Source organism: Candidatus Binatia bacterium, assembly GCA_023150935.1.
Classification (GTDB): Bacteria; Desulfobacterota; Binatia; order HRBIN30; family HRBIN30; genus JAKLJW01.
This window is the reverse complement of record JAKLJW010000003.1, coordinates 200575-219523: the sequence shown is the minus strand read 5'-3', so window position 1 is coordinate 219523 and position 18949 is coordinate 200575. Positions and strand designations below refer to the sequence as shown.

18 protein-coding genes are annotated in these 18949 nt (G+C 66.7%); 12 read left to right on the top strand and 6 right to left on the bottom strand.

Annotated features, from left to right (window positions below):
• From L6Q96_04160 to L6Q96_04115, 10 genes are all read left to right on the top strand, one after another.
• A partial coding sequence (locus L6Q96_04160) for a cytochrome c (GenBank protein MCK6553767.1) occupies positions 1-559 on the top strand: 559 nt, incomplete at its 5' end.
• 124 nt (positions 560-683) lie between these two features.
• Entirely contained in the window at positions 684-1028 is a 345-nt protein-coding gene (locus tag L6Q96_04155; protein ID MCK6553766.1) for a cytochrome c, read from the top strand.
• 177 nt (positions 1029-1205) lie between these two features.
• On the top strand, positions 1206-3170 hold the full coding sequence (locus tag L6Q96_04150) for a nitrous-oxide reductase (protein MCK6553765.1): 1965 nt from the start codon (positions 1206-1208) through the stop codon (positions 3168-3170).
• Positions 3171-3244: 74 nt separating this feature from the next.
• A complete protein-coding gene (locus L6Q96_04145) occupies positions 3245-5482 on the top strand; it encodes a 4Fe-4S binding protein (GenBank protein ID MCK6553764.1) in 2238 nt (745 codons plus the stop codon).
• Between the two features lie 246 nt (positions 5483-5728).
• The gene (nosD, locus tag L6Q96_04140) at positions 5729-7036 is read left to right on the top strand and encodes a nitrous oxide reductase family maturation protein NosD (GenBank protein MCK6553763.1); all 1308 of its coding nucleotides are present in this window, start codon (positions 5729-5731) and stop codon (positions 7034-7036) included.
• On the top strand, positions 7033-7953 hold the full coding sequence (locus L6Q96_04135) for an ABC transporter ATP-binding protein (protein MCK6553762.1): 921 nt from the start codon (positions 7033-7035) through the stop codon (positions 7951-7953). Before nosD ends, L6Q96_04135 begins: the two co-directional genes overlap by 4 nt.
• 1 nt (position 7954) lies before the next feature.
• Positions 7955-8749 carry an ABC transporter permease gene (locus L6Q96_04130; GenBank protein ID MCK6553761.1) on the top strand — a complete coding sequence of 265 codons (795 nt, stop codon included), beginning with the start codon at positions 7955-7957 and terminating at the stop codon, positions 8747-8749.
• Complete coding sequence (locus L6Q96_04125; protein MCK6553760.1) at positions 8749-9279, top strand: nitrous oxide reductase accessory protein NosL; 531 nt, start codon at positions 8749-8751, stop codon at positions 9277-9279. Before L6Q96_04130 ends, L6Q96_04125 begins: the two co-directional genes overlap by 1 nt.
• Positions 9280-9390: 111 nt before the next feature.
• Positions 9391-9594 (top strand): type II toxin-antitoxin system VapB family antitoxin, encoded by a 204-nt coding sequence (locus L6Q96_04120; protein ID MCK6553759.1) that lies wholly within the window; start codon positions 9391-9393, stop codon positions 9592-9594.
• A complete protein-coding gene (locus L6Q96_04115; GenBank protein ID MCK6553758.1) occupies positions 9591-9947 on the top strand; it encodes a PIN domain-containing protein in 357 nt (118 codons plus the stop codon). Before L6Q96_04120 ends, L6Q96_04115 begins: the two co-directional genes overlap by 4 nt.
• Positions 9948-10212: 265 nt before the next feature.
• On the opposite strand, the gene L6Q96_04110 is transcribed toward L6Q96_04115, so the two are convergent.
• Positions 10213-10365 carry a hypothetical protein gene (locus L6Q96_04110; GenBank protein ID MCK6553757.1) on the bottom strand — a complete coding sequence of 51 codons (153 nt, stop codon included), beginning with the start codon at positions 10363-10365 and terminating at the stop codon, positions 10213-10215.
• Positions 10362-10595, bottom strand: a complete 234-nt coding sequence (locus L6Q96_04105; GenBank protein ID MCK6553756.1) for a ribbon-helix-helix protein, CopG family — start codon at positions 10593-10595, stop codon at positions 10362-10364. The genes L6Q96_04110 and L6Q96_04105 overlap by 4 nt, the downstream gene beginning before the upstream one ends.
• A 338-nt stretch (positions 10596-10933) precedes the next feature.
• Between L6Q96_04105 and L6Q96_04100 the strand changes: the two genes are divergently transcribed.
• Entirely contained in the window at positions 10934-11383 is a 450-nt protein-coding gene (locus L6Q96_04100) for a hypothetical protein (protein MCK6553755.1), read from the top strand.
• A 111-nt stretch (positions 11384-11494) separates the two neighbouring features.
• Here the strand turns inward: L6Q96_04100 and L6Q96_04095 are convergent, their stop codons facing one another.
• The 4 genes from L6Q96_04095 to lsrF all read right to left on the bottom strand — a co-directional run bounded on the left by L6Q96_04095 (position 11495) and on the right by lsrF (position 17396).
• Complete coding sequence (locus L6Q96_04095) at positions 11495-13324, bottom strand: glycoside hydrolase (GenBank protein ID MCK6553754.1); 1830 nt, start codon at positions 13322-13324, stop codon at positions 11495-11497.
• Positions 13325-13551: 227 nt separating this feature from the next.
• Complete coding sequence (locus tag L6Q96_04090; protein ID MCK6553753.1) at positions 13552-15657, bottom strand: bifunctional aldolase/short-chain dehydrogenase; 2106 nt, start codon at positions 15655-15657, stop codon at positions 13552-13554.
• Positions 15658-15727: 70 nt separating this feature from the next.
• Entirely contained in the window at positions 15728-16447 is a 720-nt protein-coding gene (locus tag L6Q96_04085) for a ribulose-phosphate 3-epimerase (protein ID MCK6553752.1), read from the bottom strand.
• 43 nt (positions 16448-16490) lie between these two features.
• Positions 16491-17396, bottom strand: a complete 906-nt coding sequence (lsrF, locus tag L6Q96_04080; protein MCK6553751.1) for a 3-hydroxy-5-phosphonooxypentane-2,4-dione thiolase — start codon at positions 17394-17396, stop codon at positions 16491-16493.
• Between the two features lie 195 nt (positions 17397-17591).
• Here lsrF and L6Q96_04075 point away from each other — a divergent pair, with 195 nt between their 5' ends.
• Positions 17592-18875, top strand: coding sequence for an ATP-binding protein (locus L6Q96_04075; protein ID MCK6553750.1), 1284 nt, complete (start codon positions 17592-17594; stop codon positions 18873-18875).
• The last annotated feature ends 74 nt before the right edge of the window (positions 18876-18949 follow it).

Below are 18949 nucleotides of genomic sequence, written 5' to 3'. Positions count from 1 at the left end.
GCCCTCCGCGCCGGCCGCGGCCGCGCCCGCAGCCGGCGCCGGCGACGCAGCGGCGGGCCTGCCTGCGGTCCATCCGGCGCAGGGCCCACCGGGCAGAGCCGCCACGATCGTCGGGAGTGCCGATCACGGCGCGACGCTTTTCGCGATCTACTGCGCCACGTGCCACGGTGACGAGGGCCGCGGCGGCGTTCCGGACCCCGGCTCGGCGTCCGGACAGGTTCCGGCCCTGAACCCGATCGCGGTGACCATCCGCAGCTCCAATCCCGGGGACTTCGCCGAGAACCTCGACCGCTTCCTGCAGCACGGTGCCGTTCCGGGGCAGGACGGCGGTGCCCTGAGAATGCCCGCCTTCGGCCAGACGGCGACCCTGACCCAGGCGGAGATCGCCGACATCGAAGCCTACGTCATGCAGCAGAACGGGGTGGACCGCGCCGCGATCTTGAGCCCCGGAATCGCGCCACGCCGATACTTCTGGCTGACCGCAGGTGCGAGTGCAGCCCTGGCGCTGCTCCTGGCCGCGGGTTGGGCGCTGGCGCGCGGCCGAGCGGCAACGCGATGAGATGCGGGAGGTGGCCGGGCACTACTGCAGGCAATCGTGTCGTAACGGAATGGCAACTCGCGAACGACAGCGGCGGCGACTCGGCTGCCGTGGCGCCCGCGACCGGGACGGAGGAGGAGAAAGAATGCTGAAGACAACGGGATCGATTGTGGCCGGGCTGGCCGTCGCTCTGGCAGTGCTGACGGCGGCGACCGCGATGGCCGACGGGGACGCGGCGAGAGGGAAGGCCATCTTTGCGGAGAAGTGCACGTCCTGTCACGGTACGGACGGCAAGGGAGACGGGCCCATGGCCGTCGCAATGAGCCCGCCGCCGGCCAACTTCACCGACCCGGCGTTCTGGAAGACCAGGACCGACGCCACGATAGCGAACGCGATCATGAAGGGTCACCTCGACATGCCCCCGATGGACAGCAAACCACAGGACGTGGCGGACCTGGTTGCGTACTTGACGCAGACCTTCAAGAAGTAGGGTCTCTTGCACCCGGGCACATGCGCGCGCTTTGCGACCCCCCCTCGCCCACATGCGCGGCGCCGCAAGGTCGCGAACCCGACCTGCCGCTTCGGTCCTCCTGAACTCCTGCGATAACCGCCCGCTTCGATTGCCAGTGAGCCAACTCGACCGGGCACAGACTGGAAGGAGAGAGAGATGGACGAGAACGAGAAGAAAGAAAAGAAGGAGAATAAAGAGGCAGAACAGGATACCGGCGTGGGCACCCGGCGCGATTTCCTCCTCGCGGGAGCGGCGATCGGCACGGGTCTGCTCGGTGCGGGCACGCTCGCCGGCTGTGAGAAGACGGGCGGCCTCGCGGCACCGGTCAGCGCGCAACAGATGCAGCCGCCGGCCGCGTTGCTGAAGGCCGACCCCTCGCTCAGGACCAATGTGCCGCCCGGGCAGCTCGACCCCTACTACGGAATCTGGAGCGGAGGGCAGAGCGGCGAGATGCGGGTGCTCGGCATTCCGTCCTGTCGCGAGCTCAAGCGCATTCCCGTGTTCAATCGCGACTCGGCGACAGGCTGGGGCATTACCGACTTCTCCAAACAGCTCCTCGGAGGCACGCAGGCCGGCGACACCCACCACGGCCACCTGTCCTACAAGAACGGGACCTACGACGGGCGTTACGCCTTCATCAACTGCAAGCTCTCGGGACGGCTGGCGCGAGTTCGCCTGGATACGTTCGAAACGGACAGGATCGTTCAGCTCCCCAACTCGCAAGGCACGCACGGCATCTTTCCCCAGCGCAAGGATTGCCGCCTCGTGCTCTGCAACTCCGAGTTCCGGACGCCCTTGCCCAACGATGGCCGCGACCTCGACGATCCAAAGAAGTATGCGGCCCTGCACACTGCGGTCGACGTCGAGACCATGGAGGTCAAGTGGCAGGTGATGATCGAGGGCAACCTGGACCTCTGCGCCACGGACTACGAGGACAAATGGTCCTTCGCCAATTGCTATAACCTCGAAGAGGCCACGGCGCTTCCCGGGTTCCTCGAGCTTCCGAAGGACTGCTGTTACGTCTTCAACCTGCGGGAGATCGAGAAGGCCGTCGCGGCGGGCCAGACGATCACCCTCGGCGACAGCAAGGTGCCGGTCATCGACGCCCGCGGGCCGAATGGCAAGTTCGTCCTGCGCATCCCGGTTCCGAAAAACCCGCACGGCGTCAACGTCGACCCCACGGGCAAGTATGCCGTGTGCTCGGGCAAGCTCGCCCCGGTCTGCACGGTAATCCAGATCGACAGGCTCCAGGACGCCTTCGACGGCAAGATCAAGCCGGAGGACTGCATCGTCGCCCAGCCCGAGGTCGGCCTCGGACCGCTGCACACGGCATTCGACAACCGGGGCAACGCCTACACCTCGATCTTCATCGATTCCGTCATCACGAAGTGGAACATCGCCGACGCGATCAAGGCCTACGCGATCGAAAACGCCAAGGAGAAGTCCTCGGAGACGCCGCCGAACCCGATTCGACAGAAGCTCGACGTCAACTTCCAGCCCGGCCATGTCAACGCCTCGCTCAGCGAGACTAACCAGGCGGACGGCAAGTGGCTGGTCTCGCTCAACAAGTTCTCCAAGGACCGCTTCCTCAAGGTTGGCCCGCTGCATCCGGACAACGATCAGCTCATCGACATCTCCGGCGAGCAGATGGTGCTCGTCCACGATGGCCCCCAGTACCCGGAACCTCATGATGCCATCATCCTTCCGGCGTACATGCTCAGGCCGACGGAGATCAGCCCGCGCACCGGCGGCAAGTACGACATGATCAACGCCTGGGCCAAGGAGGATGGCGTCAACCCGCTTCAGGACAACAAGGTCATTCGCAAGGGCAACTTCGTCCGGGTATGGATGACTTCGGTCGCGCCCGAGTACGGAATCAAGCAATTTACCGTGAAGACCGGCGACACCGTCCAGGTGATCCAGACGAACCTCGACAACGTCGAGGACCTCTGCCACGGTTTCTCCCTTTCGATGCACGACATCAACATGCTGGTGAACCCCCAGGGCTCGGAGAGCGTTACGTTCCAGGCCGGCAAGCCGGGAGTGTACTGGTACTACTGTCCCTGGTTCTGCCATGCGCTGCACCTGGAAATGCGCGGGCGGATGATCGTCGAGGCATGACCGGCGGCGCACCGGGCGCAGACGAGGGCAGGCGGCGCGCTGTGTCTCGCGGGCGGGTGACCGGGGGACACCGGATGACGAAGGGGTGGGGGCGAGGTGCGGGGCGTGTCGCCGCCGCTTTAGCTGTCATGCTCGGGCTCTGCGCCTCGGCCGGCGTCGCCCGCGCGGAAACCTCGGCCGACCCTTCCGGCGCGCCAGCGGGCGCGCCCTCGGCCGACTCCGCAGCCGATGAGATCCTGGAGAACCGTCAGGAATACATGGCGCTCGGCAAGAGCTACTACACGCTCGACTGCGCGAAGTTCGACTGCAAGGGCGTGCTGCCCGGCGCCGTCCGCTTCGCGCCCGTGACCAAGCCGTTCTCCTATGCCATCGGCTACGATTCGGCGAACCAGGTCGTCGGCTGGGTCGCGCTCTCGACCGACGTCGTCGACATCGATGGCTACTCGGGTAAGCCACTGGTTACCCTGGTCGGGCTCAACCCGAAGGGCGTGATCGTCGGGACCGACTTGATCCACTACGACGAGCCGATCCTGCTCGCTGGCATTCCTGCCGCCAGGCTCTTCGACCTCGTCGGTTGGTACGTGGGCAAGTCGGTGATGAGCCATTTCGTGGTCGGCGACGACCCCGCACCGGGTACCCTCGATGTTCATGTGATCTCGGGAGCGACGGTGACCACGATCTCCCAGAACGCGACGATCCTTGAGACCGCGCGTCGACTTGGCGAGACGGTCGGTATCATCGGGACCGCGGCCTCCGTCGCCGGCCACTTCGTCAACCTGCCGAATGTGGTTTGGGATTGGCCAGATCTCGTCTCGAAACAGGCGCTCGGCCACCTCGTTGTCACCAATCAGCAAATGGGGCAACCTGCCAGCGACCAGCCCTTCGTGGACCTCTACTTCGCGATTGCCGATCCTCCCCAGGTGGGCCGCAGCCTGCTCGGCGACGGTCAGTACAACGCCTACATGAGCCAGCTCCAGCCCGGAGAGCACATGCTGGTCGTGTTCAACAGCGGCAGTCAGTCGTTTACCGGCTCGGCGTTCGTCCGCGGCGGAACGCTCGACCGGGTTCACCTGGAGCAGAGCTTCAAGTCGATCACCTTCACGGATCAGGACTACGACAACCTCTCCGGAACGCAGCCGCTCGGCGGACCCTACTTCAACGAGGCCGGGTTGCTGATCGTGCGCAAGGGACTGCTCGATCTCGGCCTGCCTTTCGACTTCGTTTTCCTGGGCAGCGTGTTCACCAACGTCGGGTATCAGCGGGACTACAAGTCCTTTCGTACGACCTTCCGCCTGCCGCCGGCGGAATACGTGGTGGTTGGCGGCGGCAGAGACCGTGCCCCGGAGAGCGAGCCTCTCTGGAAGGTTGCCTGGGGTATTGCGCCGTACAAGACCGCGATCGCCGTGGCCTACCTCCTGCTCGTGATGAGTCTCTTTGCTGGGCGGCGCTGGTTGACGCGCAGCATGAAGTGGCTGCGGCGCATCCACACCGCATTCCTCGTCGCGAGCTTCGTTGGCCTCGGGCTCTGGCTCGAGGATCAGCCCAGTGTCACCCAGATCCTGACGCTGGTCGGAACGGTCCAGACCGGCTGGCGCGGGGAGCTTTTCCTCAGCGAGCCGTTGCTCTTCGTCACCTGGATCTTCATCGCGATCGTAATCGTCGTGTGGGGACGTGGGGTTTTCTGCGGTTGGGTCTGCCCCTATGGCGCGGCGACCGAGCTTCTGCACCGTGTCGGCAAACGGCTAAAGCTCAAGCAGGTCGAGCTTCCGGATCGAGTGCATCGTCGTGCGAGGTGGTTTCGCTACGGGGTGCTCGTCGTCCTGATTGCCGTCTATTTCGTCTCGCCAGTCGTCGCGGAATTGCTCACCGTTGTCGAGCCCTTCAAGATGACCTTCCTGGTGAATCCCTGGTCGCAGCCCGCGCCGAGCATCGCGTGGTGGCTCTTGCTCTTCGCCGCCGCGATGTTCGTCTTCAGACCGTTCTGCCGCTACCTCTGTCCCCTGGGCGCCGGCCTCGCCGTGCTGAGCCGTTTGCGGCTGGCCGGTCCGTACCGGCGGAATTTCTGTGCGCATTGCCAGATCTGTGCGCGTGGATGCGAGCCCCAGGCCATTCGCGAAAACGGTACCATCGACTCGATGGAGTGCCTCAACTGCATGGAGTGCGAGACGAACTACCAGGATCGCAAGGTCTGCCCACCCCTCGTTGGGCTCGATCGACTGGCAGGCCAGAATCTACCTCCGGCCGAGGCCGCGGAGCACCTGGAGAAGTTGCGCCGCGACCGCGAGCGCTGGCGCGCGGCGGAGCGCGCTTAGGGCGGATTATTCATGGTCCTGACGCGACCCCTCGATACGGGCCCTGAAATGATGGGCCCTACTCGGGGCGAACGGGAATGTTTCCGGACGAGATACCGTTTCCGTTCCTGCCGAGTAGCGCCATCGGAACAATCCGACCACCCTGAGCAGCCGATGTCTTCTCGATCGGCGTGTCGAATGATTCAGGCGCGTATCGAGGCACGGCGGAGTTGACGAACTATGAGCGCTCAGGGGAGGAGTGGCACCATGGCGAGGGGCGTGCGGCAGTCAGTCAGCCGCAAACCGCGCAAAGCCGTCGATGCCCATCGCTCCGGCGTGCGTCGGTGGCTCGCCGGCGCCGGAGCCCTGGCGCTGATGGTCGCCGCCGCGCTCGGCGCGAACGCGGCAACGCTTCGCCCCGCCGTTGATGGCCCCGCGCTCGCCGCGCTCGTTGCCGAGGCCAGGCCGGGAGATGTCGTCGAGGTGCCACCGGGCACCTGGAGCGGTCCGCTCGTCGTGGGCGAGGGAGTGACGCTTGCCGGCAGAGGCGGAGTGATCGACGGCGGCGGCAAAGGCCGGGCGGTCACGCTCGCCGGACCGCGGGCGGCTCTCGACGGCGTCGAGGTGACCAACAGCGGTAAGGAGACCGGGACCATGGACGCCTGTGTCTTCATCGAGCGAGGAGCCACGGGGGCCCGCGTCCGCGGAACGCGACTTTCGGAGTGCGGCTACGGCATCTGGGTTTCCCAGGCCAGCGGCGTGCAGATCGTCGACAACCGGATCTTCGGCTCGACGACGGGCAGCCGCGTCGAGCGCGGCAACGGGATCCATCTGTACGCGACCCGGGAAACGCTGGTCAGCGGGAACTTGGTCCGTAACGGCGCGGATGGCATCTACATCTTCATGAGCGGGGCCGTGCTCATCCGCGAGAATCGCCTGATCGATACGCGCTATGGCGTCCATTACATGTACGCTCACGACAACGCACTGATCGGCAACGTCGTCACCGGAGCGCTGACCGGCTACGCGCTCATGCAGAGCCGCGGGCTCACGGTGAAGCAGAACGTCGCGACTCGCAACAGCGAGAAGGGAATCCTCTTCCGCGACGTTCAGCACTGCGACATTTCGGCGAACCTGCTCGAAGACAACGCCGAGGGGATGTTCTTCTACTCGAGCACCTCGAACACGATCGCCGGCAACCGACTCGTGCGCAATCGCGTTGGGATGAAGATTTGGGCGGGAACCGTGGACAACCGGATCTCCGGCAACGCGTTCGTCGGGAACGCAACGCAGGTGCTCTACAGTGGAACTTCGGATCTCGCCATTGCCGCGGACGGGCGGGGCAACTACTGGAGCGACTATGTCGGTTGGGACCAGGATGGAGATGGAGTCGGAGATCGGCCCTATCGGGTCGACAGCTTCACGACACGGGTCATCCACCAGTACCCGGCTGCGGCGCTACTCTTGAGAAGCCCGGCACTCGAGCTCCTGAGTCACATGGAGGAGGCTCTGCCCATCTTCCGAACGCCCACGGTCATCGACCGGCACCCGGCCGTGAGACCGGACCAGACATGAGATCGCTTGCGCTGCGCGATGTTTCCGTGAGCTTTGGCGCCGTGAAAGCGCTCCGCGGCGCGAGCTTCGCGCTGCGCGGAGGCGAGGCGTTGATCCTCGCGGGGCCAAATGGCGCCGGCAAGAGCACGCTCATCGGCGTGCTTCTCGGGCTCGTGCGCGCCGATCGGGGAACGCTCTGCGTCGATGGGACGGATCAGCCCGGCGTGACTGCTGCCTTCAAAGAGCGGCTCGGCTACCTGCCGGAGGCTGTCGCCTTCGCCGAGGCGCTGACCGGGCGACAGGTGCTTCTCTTCTTCGCCCGGGCCCGCGGTGTGCCGCGAGCGCGGGTGGACGAGGTTCTCGCAAGGGTGGGACTGGGCGACGCTGCAAGGCGCGCCGTACGCGGTTACTCTCGGGGCATGCGGCAGAGGCTCGGGTTGGCCGTGGCGATTCTCTCGATTCCGGAGCTGCTGATCCTCGACGAGCCGACCGGCGGCCTCGATCAGGAGGGTCTCGCGGTGTTCGGGTCCATCCTCGACGAATGGCGCGAGGCGGGGCGGCTCGTTCTCATCGCCACGCACGATCTCGGACTCATGGAGCGGCGAGTCGACCGGATCGTCGTTCTCAAGTCGGGTAGAGTGATCGCCGACGCACCGCCCGCGGAACTGCGTCAGGCGGTCGCGCTCCCGATTCGAGTCACCTTCAAGTTCGCGCGGGACGGCGCCGATGCGGCGGCGTTCGCGGCCAGCATCGAGCCGGTGGCGGCGCCGGGTAGCATTGCGTACGCGGACGGCCTCCTCCGGGCGGAGGTGGAGCCGGCATTGCTGCTCGCGCTTCTCGACCGGCGCGACGCCGATCGAACGCTCATCGAGGGGCTGCGCGTCGAGGAGCCTGGCCTCGAGCAAGTCTACGAGCGCCTGCTCGAAGGGGGTGCGTAGCATGTATCGCGTCGGCCGGGCATTGGTCGTCCACGAGATCGTCGAGCGGACCCGCGATCGCTGGGTGCTCGTGATCAGCGTGCTCTTCGCGCTGCTCGCGTTCGGGGTGAGCCTTTACGCGCGGAGTGCGGAGACCACGGCGCAGGGGCTCGCCGGGCCGAGTCTGGTCACGCTCGCCAGCCTCCTGGTGCCGCTCGTTGCGCTGGTGCTCGGGCACGACGCGATCGTCGGGGAGCGGGAGCGCAACACCCTGGGGCTGCTGCTCTCGCTGCCGGTGAGCAAGGCCGAGGTCGTCGTGGCCAAGTACCTCGGCCGGCTTGGCGCACTCGCCGCCGCTGTTGTACTCGGAATCGGCGTTGCCGTGGCGTTCTCGCCGCCCGGCCAGGGCGAGGTGCTGGCCGGCCTGTTCGTGCCGACGCTCCTTCTCGGCGCCGCGTTTCTGTCGATCGGCGTGTTGCTGTCCGCGCTCACTTTCCGCCAGCTCACGGCGGCGAGCCTCGTCGTCGCCACCTGGTTTCTCCTCGTCTTTTTTTACGACCTCGGGATCCTGGGGCTCCTGGTCCTCACCGACGGCGCGATCCCGACCGCCACGGTCTCCTGGCTGGTGATCGCGAATCCGGCGGGGCTGTTCCGGCTGGAGATGATGGAGCGCTACGCCGGAGCGCAGGTGCTCGAGATGCTCGGCATCTCGCTCTCGCCCCCGGGTTTCCTGGGGTCCGCGCTGCTGTGGGGTGCATGGATCGTGGTTCCCGTGGCGCTCAGCGGAGTACGGCTCAGCTACCAGAGGACCGCCTGATGACCTTCTTACCCCACCGCACGATGCTCACTCGCCGCCATCTCTTCGTCCTCGTAGCCGGCCTCGTTTGTACAGGTATCCTCGGCGGCTGCTCGCGGAGCAATCCGGGGGGCGAGGAATCGGCGGCGGGGCCGCTCCCGATTGGCGATGCCGCCTGCGCAACCTGCGGGATGGTTGTGGTTCAGCAGCCCGCGCCGCGCGCGCAGCTCATTCATCGCGATGGCGCTCGCGCCTTTTTCTGCTCGCTGTCCGACGCCGTCGTTTACGCGTCGAACCCGAGCGGGCACGGCAAGCCTACGGCGATCTTCGTGGAAACGCTCGACCCGAGGGCCGATCCCGGGAAAACCGACGCGGCGGCGCGACCCTGGGCACCCGTGCAGAGCGTGAGCTTCGTCGCCGGCATCGAGCGAGCCGGGGTCATGGGCAAGCCTGCCCTTGCCTATGCGGCGCGCGACGAGGCGGAGCAGGTGGCGAAGCGGTTCGGCGGAACAGTGGTGAGCTGGGCCGAGCTTCAAGAGCGGCTGCCGTAAGGCAGGCCCCCGTGCCTGCCCGCCGGCGCGGCTGTCCTTCGGCCATCGCCATCGCCGCTGGCGCCGGCTCGATGCTTGAGGTGATGCCTCACCGGGTCTAATTTGATGCCCATGAGGACGACCATCACCGTTGACGATGATCTCTGGGAGGAGGCCGTTCGGGCCACTTCGGTCTCGAAGAAGAAGGAGCTGGTGGAGAAGGGACTGAGGGCACTCATCGAGCAGGCTGCCCGGCGGCGGGCGATCGCTCTCGCCGGAACGATGCCAGAGATCGAGGCTCCGCCCAGGCGAAAGCTGTCGTCGGCGGGCTCATGACGCTCGTCGACACGTCCGCGTGGGTCTCCCACCTGAAGCAGTCGGAAGGTCATCCGGGCGTGATCGCAGCGCTGGAAGCCGGTGTCGCCATTGGCCACCCGTTCGTCGAGGGCGAATTGCTGCTCTCAGGCGCCCCGGTTCGCGTATTGTTCGGCGGTGTCCCGATGCTGCCGATCGCACCTCACCACGAGATTGTCGCCTTCATCGACCGCTTGCCGAAGCCCTTGCGACGCATCGGTTGGGTCGACATACACCTCGTCTATGCTGCCCTGATCCACCAGTGCGATCTTCTGACCGCCGACGCCTCTCAGTCGCAGCTGTATCGCGAGCTCAGGAAGACGCACTCTCGGTAATCGGCGAGCGGGCCGTGGGCAAGCTCGACGAACGAGTCGATTGAATCAAAGGGGGCGATGCGTGACACCCAACTATCCGCCCCTCGCTTAGCGCCGCCGTGGTCGTAGGGGCCTGCCCGCCGGATGGTATCCGATCGGACAACCGCGAGACGAACCTGCGGAACGCGCGTTCGGCCCATTTGGCCTGATTGACCCGGCGACGGAGGCGGCACGACGCCAAAAAGGTGCGGCGGCCGCCACCGGCGTCCCCCCGCACCGGGCGCGTTCAGTACCCGAGCGCAAAGAGCAGCGCGGCCCGGATTTCGGACAGCCGGCGCGCATTCAAGGTCGTGACAAGCGCCCCCAGTCGCCCGCGCACGACCGGCCCGTGCTTGTCGGGCGCGGAGAACCGATACCACCGCACCTCGCCGCGCCTCATGGTTCGGGCCACGCCTGCTCTGCCTCCCAGACGTCGAACTCACCGCTACGCACCGGTCGCCTCGCGTACCCGCGCCGATGCTTCTCCTCCAATTGGAGCTGGTGCAGGCGCCGCAAGGCGTCCTGAAGGGCGCGGCGAGTAAACGCCGATCGCGACGTGCCGAGCGTCTTAGCCGCCCGATCGACCGCCTCGACCAGTTGCTCGTCCAGCGTCATCTGCACCGTTCTCATGGCCGCGAAGGTATCCCCATACTCATAGCTATTCAAGCCGCGGTTCACGGTGACGGAGCCCGGACCCCACCGAAGGATGCTCACTCGCCGGCAATTGCCGGCCGGACGTTCGACATGGGGGGGGGGATCGGACGGGACAACGACGGGGGCTTGCCCCTATCGGGCGTCGGGCATCGGACAGAAATCGGCGTTGCGTTGTCGTAGGGGCAGGCCCCGGTGCCTGCCCGCTATCGGGCATCGGGCTTTGATTCGAGGAGAGGATCGGGCCATAAGGGATCCGGTTGCCACCATGGAGTGCCCGCCTTGTACGTTCGTCGGACGAAAGGAGGACAGGGTTCATGAAGAGATGGCTTCCTGCGGTCGTTGTTCTGGCGCCTTCGTTGCTCGTAGCGGGTAGCGCGGGAGCACACATCGTCACGTTCTACGGTGCGGCGACCGCGGTGGCAGCGGGGACTGCGACATCGACTACGTTTTCTTCCGAGATCCCCGCAAGTGTAGATCCCGAGTGCGTCGGCGCAGGTGACTGCGATCGCAGCGGTTCAGTCACGATCGATGACTTGCTGACGATGGTTAACGTTGCGCTCGGAGATGCACCCACTACCTCGTGTGAGGCTGGTGAAGTCACCTGCGACGACCGGATCACGATCGACGAAATTGTGGTCGCGGTGAACAATGGGCTCACCGGTGGCGGAGACGTCGCTTGCTTCTGCTGTGGGTTGACGGATCCCGACGAACAGGTCCGTTGCGAGGCTCAGTGCCTCCTGTGTCAGGAGAGGCGGGCTCGTTAGCGTACCTCACGCAAGGATCGCAATCGTTTTCCGACGGGCGCGCCGGCCTGGGTGCGGCGAACCCCGCGGCGCGTCAGCGAGCGCGAGGGTTACCGAAACATGCATACGGAATCAGTCGCTCTTGTCCTTGAACATGGTCGCGTCGTTCTTGATGGACGGCGCGGTGTACGTGGAGCTGAAGCACAGGCCGCGGTTGCGGAGCTGCGCCGTTACCGGCGGCACCATCGGCAGCCCGATTGTAGGTACGCCGATCCCCTTCGACTTGAAGAGCGCTTTGGCCTTGCCCTGAATTCCCGATTTGAGAACCGCGGTCATCGCACCTTCCTGAGAACGGTCGCGATCTCTGAAGTTGCGGCCCGACGCCGTGGCCCTCCAGCAGGGCTTATCGTGACAGGTGCCGCCCGCGAAGAGCCCGGTACTCAGGAGCAGCGTTGGCGATCCGAGGCGCTGGTCGTAAAGGCACATCACGTATGGATCGGACGACACCGGATCGAGGAGATCGCCGACCGTCGTGGCGTCGCCTTTGAGCCAACTCCAGGCCACCATGTCGCGGTCGTCGTTGTCGTTGTCCTTGACCAGCAGGACCCCCTTATCCGGTGTCGCTTCCCGGCAGCCGCTCAGGGGTGTCGTGGGACAACCGATCCCAACGGCGACCAGTACGTCCATGTCGGTACCTATGGTCCCACCGAGAGTGTCGTCCGACACCCAGGCGAGCACGAAGTTGCCCTTCCCGTCGGTGCCTGCGGCGTTCTCGAACTCGAAGCCGCTGTCGTCAACCGTCGATGCGCTGACCGGAGCCGGAGCGCTCCAGGTGGCGCCGTCGTCGTTCGACTGCGCAATCATTAACCCGGGAGGTCCATTGGCGTTCCAGATAGCGAACCAGCCGCCTTTGGCGTCGGTGAGGACGCTTGCCGTCGTATCGCCTCGGGTGTCGCCGGCGGCGTCGGTGTTCAGCGGCGCCGCCGCAGTCCAGGTCGCGCCATTGTCCGTGGAACGGGCCACCAGTATATCCGGGTCGCTGCCGATGGTGCCGCCGAGCGTCGACTCCGAATGCCACGCGGCAACCCAGTGCCCGAGCTTGTCCGTCGCGATCGACACTCCCGTATCTTGTTCGTAGGTCGTATCGGTCGGCGCATTGCTGTTGAGGTAGGTTGGAGCACTCCAGGTGACGCCGTCATCGGCGGAACGCGAGACGAAGATGTTCCCGCTGTTCGGAATGGACCCCCCGAGGTTGTCGGAGGAGTACCATGCCACAACCCAGTTTCCATTCCCGTCGCCGGCGGCGCGCGGGCTATCGTCCAACCCGGTGTCGGTGAGGAAGTTCCCGTGCAGCGGCGCCGGCACGCTCCAGGTGGTGCCGTTGTCGGTGGAGCGGGAGAAATAGATGTCGGCCTCGCCGCCGCCGTGGCGCCAGAAGGACAACCAGGTTCCGGAACCGTCCGTGGTCACGTGGGGGTAGTAGTCGTCCACGGTGTCGCTGCCCGGAGCCCCGGGGTCGACGTACGCCTGGGCGGTCCAGGACGCACCGTTATCCGTGGACCGGGCGACCATGATCTCGGAGTCGTCGGGCCAGGGCGGGTAGAACCCCCACACCACGACCCAATTGCCCAGACCGTCCGTGGCAACGTCGGGGTGCGAGTCGCCCTCGGTGTCGACGGCGGCGTTGCTATTGAGCGCGACGGTCGGGCTCCAGGTGGCGCCGTTGTCGCTCGACCGAGCGACCAGGACGTCAAAATCGCCGTCATTGGCGATGTACCAGGTGGCGACCCAGTTGCCGTTCGTATCGGTAGCCAGTGCCGGAGATATATCCCACCCCACGTCCGCCGGCGCCGTGCTGTTCAGCGCCGCGGGTTCGCCGAAGACCGGCGGACCCGCCCAGCTCGTCGATACTACGGACGCGACCAGAACGACCAGGACACCTGCAGCCTTCAGAAGGTACATGACTTCTCCCTTCCTGCCGGTCACCTCGACCCGTTGTCGAACGCGCTTGCACGATTCGCCCCACCCTTGGCCCAACTCACCGCCGCGAGTCAAGGAGATTCAGTAGCGCTATACCTACGGCGCGTCTGCTTCGGGGGTATCGTGGGACGGTCGCTCGTACCTGGCGCCCGCCGGGAGAGTCGCGGTGTCACGGGTGCCCACCCCCGCGTGGCTTTTCGGCCCCAACGCTACCGCGGCGTGGCGTCCGGCAGGCCGCCGTCGACCGGGAGAGTGGCGCCGGTGGTCGGCGTCTGACGGGTCGCAAAGTACAGCACCGCGCGGCCCACGTGCTCGGCGGTCACCCGCGCCTTCAGGAGGTTGCGCGTGCGGTAGTACTCCTCTAGGCCGGCCTCGTCGAGGCCGCGGGCGCGCATCCGCTCCGGCCCGACGGCCGCCCACAACCCCGAGCGCCGGGCGCCGTGGGCAAACACGGCGTCGGGCGCCACCATGTTTACCCGGACGTCGTACTCGGCGAGCTCGAGGCTGGCAATGCGCGCCAATTGGTGCGCGGCGGCCTTGGTCGCGCTGTACGCGCCGAACCTCGCCCCCGGCGCGAACACGTTCTTTGTGGAAACCAGAACGATGTCGCCCCCGGTGCCCTGCCGGCGGAAATGCCGCGCCGCTTCCGCGATCGCCAGCACGGTGCCCTCCACGTTCACACGCTCGAGACGGCGAAATGCCTCGATATCCAACTCCGTGAGCGCGGCGACGTGGGCCAGTCCGGCGTTGACCACCAAGAGGTCGACGCCGCCCCAGGCGCGCGACACGGCCGCGAACGCGCCGGCCACCGATGCGCCATCGGTTACATCGAGCGGTACCCCCAACACCCACTCGCCGAATGCCGCGCGGAAGTCGGCGACCGCCTCGTCGAGCGCCGGGCCGGGCAGGTCGGTCACGGCCACGTGCGCGCCCTGCTCGAGCAGCGTCTGCACGATGCCCGACCCGATCGCGCCGGCGGCCCCCGTGACCATGGCGACGTGGCCGCGGAGGGGCGCCTCGCTGCGGGCGAGCTTGGCGTGCTGAAACGCGTGGTACTCCATGTCGAATAGCTCGGCCTCGGGCAGCCCTTCGTAAGCCCCGATCGCGCCGATGCGCGACTTTACGGCCAGCGTGTGCGCGGTTACTTCGAGGGCGATCGTCGCGGCATCGACGTCGTTGCCGGCGCACAGTGCGCCCAATCCCGGGACGAGGACGACGCGCGGAAGGGCGTCGAAGCGAGCGATTCCAGGTGGCAGCCGGGCCGCATGGCGGTCGACGTAGGCGCGATACTCGCCGGCGTAGCGGCGCACGGCCGCGCGCAGGGTCGCCGCAAGCGCGTCCAGGTCGTCGAAGCGCGGCGCATCGATCCACAGGGGGAACGCCTTGGTGCGGATCAGGTGATCGGAGGTCAGTGGAGGCGTCAACGCGAGGCCGCGCCCCTGCGGCGAGTCGACGAAGGCCAGTACTTCGGGCGTTATCAGCGGCCGGACGATGACCCGGCGGTACGGCCGGTCGGGATCGCCGCTGGGTTTCGCGAGCGCACCCCGCAACACCGGCGCCACGGCGGCCAGCCGTTCGTGCGCCGCGGCCACGGCCGCCGTGGACGCGACCGCAGGCCGGGCCGCACCTTGACGTCCCAGCCACTCCTCGGCGCGCGTCACCATCTCGATCATCGTCTCGTACGATATCCGCGCCGTCGGCCCCCAGGTCATGATTCCGTGGTGCATCCACACCATGGCGCGCCAGCCCGGGTGGGCCTCGTAGGCGTCGGCCACGGCGCGAGCGAGCTGGAAGCCCGGCCGTACGTAGCTCAGGACGACGGTCTCATCGCCGAGCGCCGCGCGTACCGCGCGCTCCCCATTGCGCACGTTGGTGAGCGCAAGGATGGCATCGGCGTGGCTATGGTCGACGAACTTCTCGGGCACGAAGGCGTGGACCAGGGTCTCGACCGACGGCGTCGGGCTGCGCGCGTCGAGCAGATGGGTGCGGAGCTGATTGGCCATGGCGTCGTCGTCGAGCTCCGGCAAGGCGCGCAGGCGGCGCAGATAGCCGAGATCGAGACCGCAATGCCCCTCGGGCTCGATGGTTGCCAGGTCGCGACCCGATGCCTTGACGAAAATCGCCGCCACGGTTTCACCGAGGACGTCGGTCCGGCTGGTCTTCACCGAGGTGTTGCCGCCGCCATGGAGCACGAGGTCGTCGTGCGCGCCGAGCAGCCGACTCGCATAGGTGCGCAACGCCAGGTCGTCGCCGTAGCGCGGCGACCAGCGCTCGCTGCAGCGAGCGGCATCCGCCTCAGACCATTGCGACTGCATCTAGGTCCAGCCTTCCTTCCGGCCCGCCGCGCTTCCGGTCGACACGATTCTCCCACTGCCGCGAGCAACGTCAGCGACGTGCCAGCGCATCGAGCATAAAGCGGGCGTTTTCCGCCGGCGCCCGTCCGTCAAACACGGCGCTGCCCGCGACCACAATGTCGACGCCGGCGGTGGCGAACGCGCCGATGTTGTCCCGCGTGACGCCGCCGTCGATGCCGAGCAGCACCCGGTGTCCCGCACCCGCGAGGCGCCGGCGCGCCGCGATGATCCGGTCCATCGAGCGCGCGATGAAGCGCTGCCCGCCCCAGCCCGGATTCACGGCCAGCAGCAGTACCAGGTCGATCTCGTCGAGCAACGGATCGATGACCTCGAGCGGCGTGCCCGGGTTCAGCGCAATCCCGCGCACGATCCCGCGAGCCGGGTCGTTGGCGTTCTGCATCGTACCGAGTTGCTGCAGTACGCGATGCACGTGCGTGCACGACTCGGCGTGTATGGTTATCAGGTCCGCCCCCGCCGCCACCCAGTCGGCCAACTTGTCGAGCGGGTCGCGGATCATCAGATGGACGTCCTTGAGCAGCGACGTGCGCATGGCGCGAACCAGCGGCGGGCCGAAAGTCATCATCGGCGCGAAGCAGCCGTCCATGGCGTCGATGTGTACGAGCTGCACGCCGGTGCCTTCGAGCCGGGAGATCTCGGCACCCAGCGCCATCAGGTCGGCGGTGAGCATGCCGACGCTGAGCGTCGGCGCCAGACTTTCGAGCAGGGCGACGGTGCCGGGGGTTCCACCCAAGAGCGGTTCTCCGTTGCGGCGGAAGTCGGCGCGCCGGCGTTCTTCAGCCGACCGCCCGGGCGTCGCGCTTCTTCTCGTGGCGCAGCGTCTGGTACAGGTCGAAGGCGTCCCTGGGCTTCATGCCGTGGTGGACGACGGCGCCGACCGCCTGGATCATCGCCGTGGGGGCCTCGGACTGGAAGATGTTGCGTCCCATGTCCACACCCGCCGCGCCTTCGGAAACCGCCCGATGCGCCATGGTCAGGGCGTCCATCTCGGGCAGTTTCTTGCCGCCGGCCATGACGATCGGCACGGGGCAGGAGGCCGTGACCGTCTCGAACCCCTGCTCGACGTAGTAGGTCTTCACGAACTGGGCGCCGAGTTCCGCGCAGATGCGGCATGCCAGACGAAAGTAGCGCGCGTCGCGGGTCATGCTCTTACCGACCGCGGTGACGCCCAGAGTGGGGATGCCGTAGCGCATGCCGGCGTCGACCAGCCGGGTCAGGTTGTGAATCGACTGGGTTTCGAACTCGCCGCCGATGAACACCTGCACCGCCATCGCCGCGACGCCGAGTCGAGCGGCGTCCTCGACATCTACCGCGAGCTGCTCGTTGGACAATTCTTTCAGGATGCTCGGGCCGCCGCTCGCGCGCAAGACAACGCCGCGGGTGAACGACGCGGGAATAGTGCTGCGCAGCACGCCGCGAGTGAGCATCAGCGCGCTGGCGTAGGGCAGAAGAGGGACGATGTTGACGTCGACCCGCTCGAGACCCGACGTCGGTCCCTGGAAGTAGCCATGGTCGATGGCGAGCATCACGGTGCGCCCCGAGGCCGGCTCGAAGATGCGCGCCAGGCGGTTCTGCATCCCCCAGTCAAGTGCGGTCGAGCCCTTGAGGAAGAAGGCTTCCCGGGGCTGGGGCACGTCCAGGTGGAAGTCCCTGGTATCCTTCACGTCGTCGAGGTCAGCCACGCCTTCGCCTCCTGATGGAACGTTGCCGAGAAATGCCGGGCCTTCGGGACGATTGCTCAACCGGACCGCCTGAGTCAAGGCGGCGGTTTCGTGGGCGGGGCCGGGAGGCTGCATACCCCGCGAATTCCCTCGGACCGTTCGGAGCGAACACCCGTTTCCTTGCATCCGAGGAAAGGATGCCGTAGTTGTTTCCCCATGGACAAGGAAAGGCTGAAGTACGTGCTTCGGGAGGCTGAGGAACTGCTGTTGCCGTCCATGCGGCCGCGAGCCGTCGATGTACCGCTGAACTCGGGTAAGGTGATCGTACTCGTCGGCATCCGCCGCAGCGGCAAGACGTTCCTGCTGCTGGACGTCATTCGGCGCCTGCAGGCGACGGGGGTCGATCGTCGCCAGATCGTCGCGTTGAACTTCGAAGACGACCGCCTCCAGCCGCTGCGCGCCAGAGACCTCGACGCCGTCCTACACGCGCACGCGGAGTTGCATCCCGCCCACGCGGCCAGCCCTCGGTACTTCCTTTTTGACGAAGTGCAGAACGCGCCCGGTTGGGAGCGTTTCGTACGCCGCCTGCACGACACGCGGGCGGGAGCGGTGTTTGTGACCGGTTCTTCGTCGAAGCTGCTCAGCCGCGAAATCGCCACTGGTTTGCGTGGGCGCTGCCTGAGCTACGAGGTGTTTCCGCTCTCGTTCGCCGAATACCTTACGTTTCGCGGTCTCTCCCACGAGCCCTATTCGGCGCTCTCCGAAGCAAGGATGGCGGCGGCGCTCGACGACTACCTGCAGACCGGTGGGTTGCCCGAGGTTGTCCTGGCCGAGGAGGCGCTGCGTCCGCGCATCTTGCGAGAGTACGTCGACCTGGTCTTCTATCGCGATCTGGTCGAGCGGCACGGCCTGTCCAATCCCTTGATCTTGCGCGAGATGCTGCGGCATTGCCTGGCATCCCCTGCGACGCTGTTGAGTCCGCACCGGCTGTATCTCGACCTGCGGTCGCGGGGCTTGGCCGTTGGCAAGGACACCCTCTACCGCTACCTGCGCCACCTGGAGGAGGCATATCTCGTCTATCTGTTGCCGGTGGCGGATCGCTCGCTGCGCAAACAGGCCATGCAGCCGAAGAAGCTTCACGTCGTGGATTGGTCGCTCGGCTACCCTTACCGACCCGGGCCGCTCATTGACCGGGGCCGGCGCCTCGAGAACGCTGTGTTTCTCCACCATCGCCGCCAGCGCGAAGACCTTGCGTATTTGGGAGGGCCGCAAGAGATCGATCTGGCCGTTGGAGGCGCGGACGCGGAAGCCTGGGTTAACACTGCCTGGTCGCTGTCCGAGGACGAGACCTGGCGCCGGGAGTGCGCGGCGATTCAGCGTCCGGGCGGGCCGCAAACCCGCTGGCTGATCGCGCGCGAGACCGCTGGCCGTGCTGCCCCGGCTGGCGTCCGTGTGGCCGACGCCTGGCGCTATCTGGCCGGCCTTCAGGACTCCACATGACGGGTCCCTGCTGAACTGGCAGATCGCTGGCGAGCGTGAACCCGCGGCGACTGGAAGGGTATGCACGGCGCTGC

What these genes read in the sequence shown, in the direction of transcription:
- L6Q96_04135 (MCK6553762.1), top strand. Translation starts at nt 7,033, where the DNA reads ATGAGATCGCTTGCGCTGCGCGATGTTTCCGTGAGCTTTGGCGCCGTG.
- L6Q96_04125 (MCK6553760.1), top strand. Translation starts at nt 8,749, where the DNA reads ATGACCTTCTTACCCCACCGCACGATGCTCACTCGCCGCCATCTCTTC.
- L6Q96_04095 (MCK6553754.1), bottom strand. Translation starts at nt 13,324, where the DNA reads ATGTACCTTCTGAAGGCTGCAGGTGTCCTGGTCGTTCTGGTCGCGTCC.
- L6Q96_04130 (MCK6553761.1), top strand. Translation starts at nt 7,955, where the DNA reads ATGTATCGCGTCGGCCGGGCATTGGTCGTCCACGAGATCGTCGAGCGG.
- nosD (MCK6553763.1), top strand. Translation starts at nt 5,729, where the DNA reads ATGGCGAGGGGCGTGCGGCAGTCAGTCAGCCGCAAACCGCGCAAAGCC.
- L6Q96_04090 (MCK6553753.1), bottom strand. Translation starts at nt 15,657, where the DNA reads ATGCAGTCGCAATGGTCTGAGGCGGATGCCGCTCGCTGCAGCGAGCGC.
- L6Q96_04115 (MCK6553758.1), top strand. Translation starts at nt 9,591, where the DNA reads ATGACGCTCGTCGACACGTCCGCGTGGGTCTCCCACCTGAAGCAGTCG.
- L6Q96_04075 (MCK6553750.1), top strand. Translation starts at nt 17,592, where the DNA reads ATGGACAAGGAAAGGCTGAAGTACGTGCTTCGGGAGGCTGAGGAACTG.
- L6Q96_04100 (MCK6553755.1), top strand. Translation starts at nt 10,934, where the DNA reads ATGAAGAGATGGCTTCCTGCGGTCGTTGTTCTGGCGCCTTCGTTGCTC.
- L6Q96_04150 (MCK6553765.1), top strand. Translation starts at nt 1,206, where the DNA reads ATGGACGAGAACGAGAAGAAAGAAAAGAAGGAGAATAAAGAGGCAGAA.
- L6Q96_04105 (MCK6553756.1), bottom strand. Translation starts at nt 10,595, where the DNA reads ATGAGAACGGTGCAGATGACGCTGGACGAGCAACTGGTCGAGGCGGTC.
- L6Q96_04155 (MCK6553766.1), top strand. Translation starts at nt 684, where the DNA reads ATGCTGAAGACAACGGGATCGATTGTGGCCGGGCTGGCCGTCGCTCTG.
- L6Q96_04110 (MCK6553757.1), bottom strand. Translation starts at nt 10,365, where the DNA reads ATGAGGCGCGGCGAGGTGCGGTGGTATCGGTTCTCCGCGCCCGACAAG.
- L6Q96_04145 (MCK6553764.1), top strand. Translation starts at nt 3,245, where the DNA reads ATGACGAAGGGGTGGGGGCGAGGTGCGGGGCGTGTCGCCGCCGCTTTA.
- L6Q96_04120 (MCK6553759.1), top strand. Translation starts at nt 9,391, where the DNA reads ATGAGGACGACCATCACCGTTGACGATGATCTCTGGGAGGAGGCCGTT.